Here is an 11,744-nt window from a genome sequence, read left to right as displayed (position 1 = left end):
CATTTATAGCGATTAGTCATTGAGGTGCATTTTCGCTTTTATAGTCAAAATTAGTCGGATTTCAGTAACAGATGATTACTAGTGTTATTTTGCTGCAAATACAGGTCTATGTGCGTGAGGAACACGCCGCTTATCTCCTTGATGGAGGTAGGCGGCTTTTTTATTGAATTTAAAGGAGGGATTACGATGTTCGAAAAAGAGTTTCGGAATGTTGTTGAAGCACAGAAGCAAGGTGCAGTTGGGAGGCGTTTGGAGATGCTTGAGAAGGAAATGACTGGCGAAGAGAAGATGTTTAAGGAGGTTCTTTGGCCGGTCTTTGGTTCATTTAAAGGCTTTATTATGCAGTATGAGCTTCTAACTTTTACGGGTGTGACGATGTATGTGGATGCTTACTATGAGCCGAATCGCATCGCGTTTGAAAGCGAGGGCTTTGTGGCACATGCGGAGAACATCACGCGCAATCGCTTTGATTTTGAACGCAATCGGGTAAGGTCAATGGCTTCAAAAGGCATTACTTATTATCCCTATACATGGGATGAAATGAACAAAAAGCCGGAAGTCTGCAGAAGTGCTCTTTATGAGTTCCTGGGCAAAAACAGAAACTTAGCTGACGAAGGACTTACGATTTATGAACGCGAGGTTGTTCGGAATGCGCTTCTGCTCGAACGAACGGTAAGGGTTGCAGATGTGTGCGAGTGGATAGGTAGAAGTGCTGATGTGAGTAGAGGCGTTCTAAAATCTATGACTGAAAAAAGCTTACTGAAACCAATGAGAGATGACCGTATTCGGCATCAAGAGTACCAACTGGATGAACGCGCAATTAAGCTGGTACGAAATCAGATTTGAGAACAAGCGATGCATTCGCATGAAGCAAGTTATCGTAAGCCGAGAAACTCGGCTTAGAGTGCCTGAACGTCGCGCCCGAGCAGCTGCAAGCCGAAAAACTCGGCTTAGAGTGTACGAAAGTCGCCAGCAGTCGTCACACGGCTGCCGATGTCATTCGCCAGCGCAAAGTTTCCGACTGGGCCGTTGTTGAATAGGATGAACTATAACAGCATGAAGGAGGCTGGTGGAGGGGAGCGAAATGGAGGAGGGTAAGCAGGAGTTGGAGTTGGAGTTGGATTGTCGATAAAGTTGCAGCTTGGTGCAGTTGAGTCGCAGTTGGAGTGCCGTTGGAGTTGCAGTTAGAGTTGGCTGAACGCTTCAGCCCACGCAATTATGACTCGTTGCCGGTTGTGATCTCATGAGGAGAAGGCATGCGGATAACGGATATAGAGGGCAACCGGTATACGGATATGCTTGGGATCAGGCTTGCTCCAATATTTTGATCTCTTCAAATTTTTTTCTGCGGCTGAATGCGCCTGAAAGCGTCTGAATGCGTGTAGATGCATCTGAATGTGTCTAGATGTAAGCGGCAGAACTGTGCGGCTGACGATGGAGCTGACGGAGACGCATTTTGGCAAGAAGCTGCTGTGAAGAACTATTTAGTAAGAAGGAAGGTGAATCAGAATGGAGAAGCTGCTTCGCCACTTATTACTGGCAATTGGCAAGAATAGAGGCGCAGCAAGGCTGATGCGGCGATATGGCATGCAGTTTTTCGGAGCACGCAGATTTGTGGCGGGAGAGAAGCTGGACGATGCGATAGCAGCAGTGCGGAAGCTTAATCAAGAGGGGAAAGAAGTGACCATCGACCATCTAGGCGAATACGCTCGGAATATCGGTGAAGCGAAGCGCGCTGTCTCGTATTGTCTTCAGGCGCTTGAGGCGATGCATACAGCGGGACTGCAGTCCAATCTGTCGCTCAAACTGACTAGCCTGGGACTGGATCTTGACCAAGAGCAATGCGAACGCCATATGAGAGCCATATTGGATTCCGCACTTCACCTGAATCGATTCGTACGCATCGACATGGAGGATTATGCTCATTGTCAGCAGACCGTTGATATCTATAAGAGATTGAAAGCGGACTATGAACATGTCGGCATTGTTCTGCAGGCTTATCTCTATCGTACAACAGACGATCTGAGGCGGCTGGGAGCAGGCGGGGCGAATATCCGTCTTGTAAAAGGCGCATATAAGGAATCGGAAGCGGTGGCTTATGCTAAAAAAACCGATGTAGACGCTTCGTTCGAGACGTTGGTACAGAACCATCTGGAGAACGGCGGCTACGCCGCAATTGCGACGCATGACGAGGCGCTGATTCATCGTCTGCTGGAGTGGATACGAAGCCGGAACATCGCGCGTGACCGTTTTGAATTTCAGATGCTGTACGGCATAAGAGCAGATCTGCAAGACAGTCTTGCCGGTCAAGGGTATAAAGTCAGGGTGTATGTGCCGTTCGGCGAGGACTGGTTCGGTTATTTCATGAGAAGGCTTGCAGAAAGGCCGGCCAATGTATGGTTTGTGCTCCGAAATTGGTGGAGGAAATGATTAACATTGCGTGGGTAAAGCAAAGTTATGATACTATTCAACGATAGGATGGACCGCAGTCCGTTTCGGATTTTGCGGTTTTTTATTTTTTCATAGCTGTATATGTCAAAAAACGGCCCCTGTCTTGAAAACCTGGGAAGAACTTATACTTTTCTGGGTCTACCCAACCATGTTTTATATATTATCGTTGTAAAGTATCATTTTTTGTTGATCAGGCAAATAGTATCCCTCCGAAGCTGTCCGTTACAATAAAACTATCAACTATGCAGCAAGGAGGATACAAATGGCGCAAGCAACAGCAGAGCAACAGACGCGGTTGAATCAGCAACCAAAGCCTAAAAAGAATATTTTTATGCGCTTTTTGAAGCAATGGGATATTCAGCTTATGGTATGGCCGGGTATTTTGCTCATTTTCGTCTTCGCTTATTTGCCGATGTACGGAATTTTAACCGCATTTATGGATTACAACATTTTTACAGGTGGCAACATATGGGCTAATCCTTGGGTGGGATTCAAGCATTTCCAGATGTTCTTTGATTCACCCGAGTTCTATAATGTTATGCGCAACACCGTCGTAATCAGTTTATTGAAATTTATCATTGGATTCCCTGCACCGATTATCTTGGCGCTTATGCTGAATGAAATCAGACATATGATGTTCAAGCGTATCGTACAGACGATTACGTATCTTCCACACTTTATGTCGTGGGTAATCGTAGCGGGCCTTGTTATGTCAATGCTATCCACGGAGAATGGCAGCGTGAACATGTTGCTGAAATCGATCAACCTGATCGATGAGCCTGTCAACTTCCTCTCCATGTCCGAATACTTCTGGTCGATTCTCATCTCGGCTAACGTATGGAAGGAAATTGGCTTTGGCTCGATCGTATACCTGGCGGCAATCTCAGGCGTCGATCCGCATCTCTATGAAGCAGCCGATATTGACGGCGCAAGCAAATTCAAACAAATTTATCTCATAACAATTCCAACAATCATGCCAGTTATCATTATCTTCATGATTCTATCGATTGGTAACCTTCTGAACGCAGGCTTCGAGGATATCCTCTTGCTCGCGAATAACCCGGTGCTAAGGCCGGTCTCGGACGTTATCGATACGTATGTCTATCGCGTAGGTTTGTCCAACTTCCGCTATTCCTATGCTACAGCGGTGGGGCTGTTCAAGGCTGTTATCAGTATTGGATTGCTCACGATGGCGAATTATCTGGCTCGCAGATCAGGCAACAGCTTGTGGTAGTAGGAATTTGATGAACAGGGAGGCGAACAACTTTGGCACGATTGGGATTTAGCGATAAACTCATGATGATTTTCATCTACGTATTCTTGATTGTACTTTCATTCAGCGCATTCTATCCGTTCTGGAACGCGCTTGTCGTATCCCTTAACTTGGGTGTCGATACTGCAAAAGGCGGCATTACGTTCTGGCCAAGGGTATTCACTTGGGAGAACTATGAGATTGTATTCAAGGATGACCGACTGATTAACGGCTTCTTCGTATCGGTCGCCCGTACAGTCGTTGGTACAATTACAGCCATCCTGATGACTGCCATTCTGGCTTACGGCATGACAAGGCGTGAGTTGATCGGCAAAAACTACTTTATGTTCTTCTTCGTATTCACGATGTACTTTGGCGGCGGACTCATTCCGTCGTACTTGCTCATCAGCTCCTTGGGCCTGATGAACAAATTCCTGGTTTTCATTATCCCAGCGCTAATTAGCGTATGGAATATGATCATATTCAGAACTTTCTTCAAGAGCCTTCCGGTAGGCCTGGAAGAATCGGCTCAAATCGACGGCGCAACGAATTGGGGGATCTTCTTCCGAATCGTATTGCCGCTATCCGGACCTGTTATCGCAACGCTATCGCTATTCACAGCAGTAGCGCACTGGAATGACTGGTTTACGCCAAGTATCTACATTACCAATGAGAACTTGGTACCGATTCAGACGATGCTGCGTCAAATCCTGAATGCGAATATCGTAACGGATATGTCTAGCAATATGGACACGGCGTCCATTGCTCGACTTGACCAGATGAGAACCATTACAACCAAGTCACTCACTATGGCAACGATGATGGTTGCGACAATGCCAATCGTAATGGTGTATCCATTCGTTCAGAAGTACTTCGTAAAAGGCGTGCTTATCGGCTCGCTGAAAGAGTAGTTTACCGTTGGTTTAAGGCGGCTAACCGCTTTGGACATAAAAAAAAGTCTATGAGAGGGGTAGTACAAGCATGACGAAAGTTAGAAAGACAACGCTGCTTATCGTATCCACAATTCTTGTATTGGCAACAGTACTGGCTGGATGCAGCTCCGACAAGAAGAACCAACCAAGTCCTTCGCCGTCGAGCAATGCTACTAACACGCCAGGTAACACGCCTTCTGAAGAGCCTCCTTCCGATGTATGGGAGTTCGGTTCTGAACCGCTTGAGTTCTCCATGTACGGCCACTACAACTGGTATGACGTTCCTGCATGGGACAGCACAGTTGCTGGCAGATGGCTGAAAGAAAACAAACAATTGAACATCGTTCCAATTTCTGCTGGTGGTAACCCAGAGCAAAAATTGAGCACAATGATCGCTTCCAAATCCCTTCCTGACGTAATGTGGATGGACCGCGGCGCTGACGTTGAGAGACTTCGCGTAGCCGGCCAACTGGTTGCATTCGACGATTACCTGGACAAATACCCTAACCTGAAAACTTGGATGGGTAAAGACCTTAACCTGCTTCGTTCTGAAGACGGCAAGCTCTACCAGTTCCCTAACTGGTACACTGGCCGCGCGAATGGCAACGCTGGTTATGTAATCAACAAAAAGATCTACGACGAGCTGGGTCAACCTAAGTTGGAAACAACGGATGACCTGTACAACTACCTGGTAGCTGTAAAAGCTAAATACGGCGACACTGTAGTTCCGTTTGATCCAGACCTTGCAAAAGATAGCCAAGGACTTGGCGTACTGTATACAGCATTTAAAGAAAATGCTTCGTACACACATCTTCATGCAAACGTACGTGCTGTACCACAAGGCGACAAACTGACTTCGCTGTTCACTGATCCTACGTTCCGTGAAGCACAGAAGTATATCGCTAAGCTTTACAGAGAGAAACTGATCACTCAAGATGCGTTCACGCAAACTCGTGACCAAATTGAAGAGAGAATCATGCAAGGCCGCGTTGCAGTATTTGCTGGTGCAAACCCAACAGTTACTGCAATGAACGCGCACCAAGAAATGGTGAAGCAAGATCCTAACTCCGGTTACTTCATGATCTGGCCGATTCACAAAGAAGGTCTGGACAAAAACAAAATCTTCCCAGGTACTTACACAGCACTTGGTTGGAACGTAAACGTAATTACGAAGAATGCTAAAGATCCAGAGAAAATCTTCGCATTCCTTGACTGGTACACGGGTCCAGAAGGTCAATCCCTGTTGTTCTTCGGTCCTGAAGGAAAGAACTGGAAAGGCTTCGACGCTGACGGTCACCCAATCTTCACGGACGACTACGATGCTGAAGAAGTTCTAGAGCTTCAAAAAGCACATGACCCTATCATGTGGAACGGTAACACTGGTTACATCGATCCAGCGAAAATGAAATTCGAAAGCAAGCTTCCTCCAGCTGAACAAAACTGGGCAGCTCGTTACCAAAGCGAAATCACATGGCCTACTCAATCCAATGCTACTGAGTTCATTAACTTGGTACCACAACCGGACAGCGAGTTGGGTATCGTGAAACAACGTGTAGATGATATCTATACTCAAGCTTATGCTCAATCCGTAATGGCAAAAGACGATGCTGAAGTTGATAGCATCCTCGACAAAGCGGAAAAAGACGCTCAAGCAGCAGGCTACAGTGAGTTGCTAGAATGGCGTACAGTTGAGTGGAAGAAAAACTTGGAAATTCTTTCTCAGTAAATAATTAAAAAATGTTGTCCGAAAGGGTATACTATTATAGTATACCCTTTTTGGATTATGGCTTTGTCCGAATCCACTACTATTCGGATTTAAGCCGAGGATCTGGAGATGATGCAAATGTACAAGGTGCTGCTGGTCGATGATGAAATTTTGGATTTGAAAGGAATGCAGGCATTTATTCCTTGGCAGGAGCTTGGCATGGAAATCGTCGCAGCCGTGACGAATGGATTTGCGGCAAGCGAAGTGATAGAGAAAGAGAAGATTGATATTCTTATCACAGATATTCGAATGCCGAATATGTCAGGTCTGGAACTGGCGCGGAAAGCGCTTGATCTGTATCCCACGATTAAGATTATTTTTGTAAGCGGTTATCAGGACTTTCACTATGTCAAGCAAGCACTGTCGCTCAATGCATGCAGCTATGTCGTCAAGCCGATGGATGATAATGAATTGATTGAATCGTTGCGCAAGCTCCAGGCAGATCTGGACGAGGAACGTAAGCAATTGGAGACAGAACAGCTTTATAAGCGGATGTTCCCTATTGTGAAGACAGAGTATTTGCTGCAGCTGCTGGAAGGCACTTGGAGTGAGGACGCTTTGAATACGCTCCTGGAAAACTATCAATTTAATCAATTGAAATGGCCTGTTCAAGTGGTCGTGGTCGAACGTGACGATTGGATGCGCAAGCGTAATGTTGAAGAAAACTTCGATGAGACGGAATTATCGAATGCTTTTTGGAATGGCCTTTTTTCTTTATGCAAGGACTTGGATATCCGGCACTCTTGCAGAGTAACGGATAAACGTATGGCGCTTCTGATAGAAAACGGCATGGAACTGGCTAAGCTTAGAGACAAGTTCAATGAGGTGTCAGGACAAACACCGATTTCTGTGACGACAGGCGTAGGTGATGCGGTTATACAAATTACAGAATTGAAGGATTCCTACCGTAAGGCGCAGACGGCGCTAGATTACAAGGTGTTTTACGGCAAAGGAAAGATGATCTATCATGATGCGGTACAGTCTACGCAGATGAAAGATGTGCAGAGTTTGGATATTCAGCTCGACGCTTTGTTCGAAGCGATGACGAACTACGAATTGGTTAAGGTGCATGATGAGCTGGAGTTGCTCTACAGTCTGGCGAATAACATGCGATCCAAGTTTACGATTCAGAACTTCACGATGTTCCTGCTTATGAAGCTTGATGCCTATCTGCAGAAGATGAACGAAGACCTGTTCCGCATGCTGAATCTGGATTTCGGAAGCTTGGATATTTTACTTCGCTACGAGACGATTGATGAAATTCATTCGTGGCTCCGCTACAGAGTGTACGAGCTGTCGGAGATTCTGCAATCGAAGAAGCATAAGAAGAATTGGAAGCTTGTTCAAGATATTATTGACGATGTCAAACAACGGCTGCATGAAAATATTACGCTTAAAGATGTAGCCGAGAAATATTCGTTCTCGCCCAACTATTTGGGACAGATCTTTAAGGAAGAAATGAAAACCAACTTCAGCGATTATGTATCCATGCTCAGAATGGATAAGGCCGGTGATCTCTTGGTCAATACAAACCTGAAAGTATATGAAATAGCGAACCTGATCGGCTATCGTTACTTGCCTTACTTCAGCCGCCAATTCAAAGACTATCATGGCAAAACGCCGTTAGAGTATAGAAGAAAACTATGAAAATGATGCGCAAATACCGCTACTTGCCGTTCGGCTACAAGCTGATGCTGTCTTATTGCGTATTTATTATTATTCCGGTAATTGTAATCAGTTACTTCGCTAACTCCGTCTATGTAAAGTCAATTCGCGAACAGCTCGAAAGCAGCGTGCACGGTACAGTCAGCCAAATGATCGATAACGTATCCTATAAAGCGGGAGACGTAACTCGCGTATCCGATTTTTTCTACTTTGACTATACGATCGCCAGACAGCTTCGGAACTTTGAAGAGGGCTGGGTTGGCTATGAGGCTACGATTAACTTTTTCGTACCCAAAATTGAAGCATATAAGCAGGCGTCGAGCGTGAATACGTGGCTGTCGATTTATTTGCATAACAAATTGTTCCCGGAGATGTACAAAAATTACCGAGGCGATGATCCGCTTAAAAGCAATTCGGAAAATCCTTATGATATTTATCAAATTGACCGTATTCATACGAAAATATGGTACTTGAACCATCCGGAGGAAGTCTACGGCGAGACGATGGTATGGAAGGAAATCGAGGACGATGCGAAGTTCGGCCGTATCTCGCTGCTTCGCAGACTCGTAAATATGCAAATTGCAGGCAGGGTGCAAGAAGTAGGGTTCATGCGTCAGAGCGTGTATCTGTCCGATTTGTTCCAAGCGGTTGATTATACGAAAATTGGCAGTGATGCGACGATTTATGTTATTGACGAGAATGAAAAAATCAAAACCATATCCGGATCGTCCACCTATCGTTCGGGCGATGCATGGAATGCGGCAGAATTCAAGGATTATATGGTCATTGAAAATGTGATCCCATCCTTGAATTGGAACGTTGCCGCGGTCATCCCGAATACGATCTTCGAGGAGAAGATCAAGGAAGTCCGGCTCATGACTTTCATTATTTGCTTGATCTTTACAGTCGTTTATTTCGTATCGGGAGCGCTCTTATCTAATTATTTCTCCAGAAAAGTGAACAAGATTGTGTCTGTCCTGGATTCCTTCCAGGAAGGCAACTTCCATAAGCGGACGAACTTCAAAGGCAATGACGAGTTCAGCCAAATCTCCCGGGCCTTGAACGAAATGGGCCAAAATATCGGCGAGCTCATTCATAAGGTCTACGTGGCCGATCTGGATAAGAAAGAAGCGGAGCTGGATATGCTGCAGGCCCAGATCAACCCGCATTTCTTGTACAATACGTTGTCCTCAATTAGCCGTCTGGCCAAATTCGGCGAGCTGGACAAGCTGCAGCGGATGGTAATCGATCTGGCGAAATTCTATCGTCTGTCGTTGAATGAAGGGCGCATTCTGTTGTCCATCAAAGAGGAATTAGATCAAGCGAAAGCTTATATTAATATTCAAAAGATCAAATATGAAGAACGAATGGGCGTCACGTTCGATATCGACCCGCAAATTCTTTCGTACTCCACGATCAAGCTGATTATTCAGCCGTTTATCGAGAATGTGCTGGAGCATGCATGGTGCGGAGACCGCATTCATATGCGCATCGTAGGTGAGCTGGAGGATAATCATATCGTGTTCAAGATCATCGACGATGGCGTCGGTATCAGCGCAGAGCTGCTGGAGCAGATGAATGATCCGGAAGAGAGCACTAGCGTAGGTTATGGCATCCGCAACGTCCATCAACGAATCAAGCTGTATTATGGCCAGGCCTTCGGCGTCAGCATCTACAGCAGACTCGGCATCGGCACGACGGTTCTGATTCGGATTCCGACAGAGAAGCCGGCCAATTCCAAACACGAATAGCAAGATATGAAAAAACGTCAAACGCAGGAAGCTGCTCATGCAGCATGCCTTGCGCTTGACGTTTTTTTGGTCGGTCAATCGTTATTTCACGGCGCCGGCTGTAATGCCGCCCGTAATTTGACGTTGGAAGAGGGAATACAAAATGATGATTGGGATCATGGAGATGACCAATCCGGCGAAGAGAGGACCCCATTCCGTACGGTACTGCATCTCGCCTTGCATAACGGCAATACCGACAGGGAGGGTATAGATTTTCTTCAGCGGGTCATTCATGATGACCGTACCCAAGATGTATTCGTTCCAGATGGTCAGGATGTTCATGATAGCTACCGTAATAAGTCCCGGCTTGGAGAGCGGGAGCATAATCCGGAAGAACGTGCCTGCCTCAGAGCTTCCGTCAATAGCGGCAGCCTCTTCCATTTCCTTCGGCAGTGACTTGTAGAAGGCAACTAGCACGAAGATGCCGAATGGCAGGGCGCCTGCGCTGTAGACGAGAATGAGGCCGATCAGGTTGTTCGTAAGCCCGATGCCATCCAGCAGGAAGAATAGCGGGATTAAGCTCAGGATAAGCGGAATCATCATCGCCGAGACGTAGATGAAGTAGAGCACGCCGCTGCCTTTGAACGGATAACGGGCGATGACGTAAGCAGTCATGGCGGCGAGCAGGACAGCAAGCGCCGTAGCTGCAAAGGTGACACCAACGGAATTGAGGAAATACACACCGAACTTGTACTCTGTCCATACGTAGGAGAAGTTCGACCATTGAAGCGGGAACTCCGGCAGCACCCAAGGCTTATTGCCGTAGAACTGCTTGTTGTCCTTAAGCGATGAGAGCAGCGTCCAGATAAGGGGATATACGACCGCGACCGTCCATACCAGGAGCAGCAGCCGGACGACCCATGTGACGAGCCATTCTTTTTTAGTCAATTTCATGTGCAAGGCCTCCTACATTTCGATCGTTTCCCGCTTGAGCAAGCGGTTCAGTATGAGGGACGTAATCAGCGTCAGCGTCAGAATGAGTACACCGATTGCGGAGGCATAACCCATATGGTATTGCTGGAAGCCAATCTGGTACAGATAGGAGCCCATGACTTGCGTCGAGTTATCGGGACCGCCCTCGGTCATCAGGAAGATGATAATAAACGAGCCATTGAGCGTTGTGATGACAATATGAATGATGGATACTTTCATCTGCTCCCAGATAAGGGGAATGGTAATATGCTTGAACTGATGCCATCTGGAGGCGCCGTCGATACCCGATGCCTCGTACAGCGACTCAGGAATGTTCATAATTGCAGCCATTAGCAGAATCATATAGAAGCCGATGCCGGCCCATACGGCAGGAGCGAGAATCGACCACATGGCTGTATTGGTCTGACCCAGCCATACCGTCGTCACAGGTTCACTGGTGAACAAGGACAGAAAAGCATTCAGAAATCCGATATCGGACGGGTTGTAGATATATCTCCACAGGACGCCGATGACGACGACGGAGATCAGGTTCGGGAAGAACAGGATGACTCGGAACAGACCGGTTCGCTTAATGCTCATGCGCGTCAGCGCCACGGCCAGGAACGTTGCGATTGCCAGGATAAGAACGACTTTCCAGAATACAAGGAAGTAGTCATTGAAGATGGCTGTGCCGATAATCTCGTCTTTAAACATCCTCTTATAATTGTCTATACCGATAAATGACATGTTGCCCGAATAACCGGACCATTTGAAAAAGCTAATATAAAGGCCTCTAAGCATCGGATAAGCGGTAATAACGCTGAACAGGATGAAGGTTGGCAATATAAATCCCAGAATGAACAGGGAACGTCTCAGTCGATGGGATGTTGGTTTGGCTGTCATGGCTTACACGCCCCTTGTGAAATCATTATGCGGGCAGGGAGGAGAGAACCTGCCGCTGCCCGCCGTGCATTTAA

At 46.6% G+C, this 11,744-nt stretch carries 9 protein-coding genes; 7 read left to right on the top strand and 2 right to left on the bottom strand.

Going from position 1 to position 11,744, the window contains the following annotated elements; translation table 11 throughout:
- Positions 1-186: 186 nt before the first annotated feature.
- From ACFVSO_RS02600 to ACFVSO_RS02570, 7 genes are all read left to right on the top strand, one after another.
- Positions 187-846: a hypothetical protein gene (locus ACFVSO_RS02600; RefSeq protein ID WP_387469787.1), complete on the top strand. Its 660-nt coding sequence runs from the start codon at positions 187-189 to the stop codon at positions 844-846.
- Positions 847-1,509: 663 nt separating this feature from the next.
- On the top strand, positions 1,510-2,430 hold the full coding sequence (locus ACFVSO_RS02595; RefSeq protein WP_387469785.1) for a proline dehydrogenase family protein: 921 nt from the start codon (positions 1,510-1,512) through the stop codon (positions 2,428-2,430).
- 283 nt (positions 2,431-2,713) lie between these two features.
- Positions 2,714-3,685 (top strand): ABC transporter permease, encoded by a 972-nt coding sequence (locus ACFVSO_RS02590; RefSeq protein ID WP_387469783.1) that lies wholly within the window; start codon positions 2,714-2,716, stop codon positions 3,683-3,685.
- Positions 3,686-3,717: 32 nt separating this feature from the next.
- A complete protein-coding gene (locus ACFVSO_RS02585) occupies positions 3,718-4,614 on the top strand; it encodes a carbohydrate ABC transporter permease (protein WP_387469781.1) in 897 nt (298 codons plus the stop codon).
- A 70-nt stretch (positions 4,615-4,684) separates the two neighbouring features.
- Complete coding sequence (locus ACFVSO_RS02580; RefSeq protein ID WP_387469779.1) at positions 4,685-6,361, top strand: extracellular solute-binding protein; 1,677 nt, start codon at positions 4,685-4,687, stop codon at positions 6,359-6,361.
- 117 nt (positions 6,362-6,478) lie between these two features.
- On the top strand, positions 6,479-8,047 hold the full coding sequence (locus tag ACFVSO_RS02575; RefSeq protein ID WP_387469777.1) for a response regulator: 1,569 nt from the start codon (positions 6,479-6,481) through the stop codon (positions 8,045-8,047).
- Positions 8,044-9,816, top strand: coding sequence for a sensor histidine kinase (locus ACFVSO_RS02570; RefSeq protein ID WP_387469775.1), 1,773 nt, complete (start codon positions 8,044-8,046; stop codon positions 9,814-9,816). The genes ACFVSO_RS02575 and ACFVSO_RS02570 overlap by 4 nt, the downstream gene beginning before the upstream one ends.
- An 81-nt stretch (positions 9,817-9,897) precedes the next feature.
- Here ACFVSO_RS02570 and ACFVSO_RS02565 read toward each other — a convergent pair whose 3' ends face one another.
- A complete protein-coding gene (locus ACFVSO_RS02565; RefSeq protein WP_387469773.1) occupies positions 9,898-10,749 on the bottom strand; it encodes a carbohydrate ABC transporter permease in 852 nt (283 codons plus the stop codon).
- A 12-nt stretch (positions 10,750-10,761) separates the two neighbouring features.
- Positions 10,762-11,670 (bottom strand): carbohydrate ABC transporter permease, encoded by a 909-nt coding sequence (locus ACFVSO_RS02560; RefSeq protein ID WP_387469771.1) that lies wholly within the window; start codon positions 11,668-11,670, stop codon positions 10,762-10,764.
- Between the last annotated feature and the right edge of the window lie 74 nt (positions 11,671-11,744).

The sequence above is a fragment of the Paenibacillus sp. NPDC057967 genome (genome assembly GCF_042887015.1).
Lineage (GTDB): Bacteria > Bacillota > Bacilli > Paenibacillales > Paenibacillaceae > Pristimantibacillus.
This window is presented reverse-complemented; position numbering and strand designations above follow the sequence as displayed.

What these genes read in the sequence shown, in the direction of transcription:
- ACFVSO_RS02595 (WP_387469785.1), top strand. Translation starts at nt 1,510, where the DNA reads ATGGAGAAGCTGCTTCGCCACTTATTACTGGCAATTGGCAAGAATAGA.
- ACFVSO_RS02570 (WP_387469775.1), top strand. Translation starts at nt 8,044, where the DNA reads ATGAAAATGATGCGCAAATACCGCTACTTGCCGTTCGGCTACAAGCTG.
- ACFVSO_RS02575 (WP_387469777.1), top strand. Translation starts at nt 6,479, where the DNA reads ATGTACAAGGTGCTGCTGGTCGATGATGAAATTTTGGATTTGAAAGGA.
- ACFVSO_RS02580 (WP_387469779.1), top strand. Translation starts at nt 4,685, where the DNA reads ATGACGAAAGTTAGAAAGACAACGCTGCTTATCGTATCCACAATTCTT.
- ACFVSO_RS02590 (WP_387469783.1), top strand. Translation starts at nt 2,714, where the DNA reads ATGGCGCAAGCAACAGCAGAGCAACAGACGCGGTTGAATCAGCAACCA.
- ACFVSO_RS02560 (WP_387469771.1), bottom strand. Translation starts at nt 11,670, where the DNA reads ATGACAGCCAAACCAACATCCCATCGACTGAGACGTTCCCTGTTCATT.
- ACFVSO_RS02565 (WP_387469773.1), bottom strand. Translation starts at nt 10,749, where the DNA reads ATGAAATTGACTAAAAAAGAATGGCTCGTCACATGGGTCGTCCGGCTG.
- ACFVSO_RS02600 (WP_387469787.1), top strand. Translation starts at nt 187, where the DNA reads ATGTTCGAAAAAGAGTTTCGGAATGTTGTTGAAGCACAGAAGCAAGGT.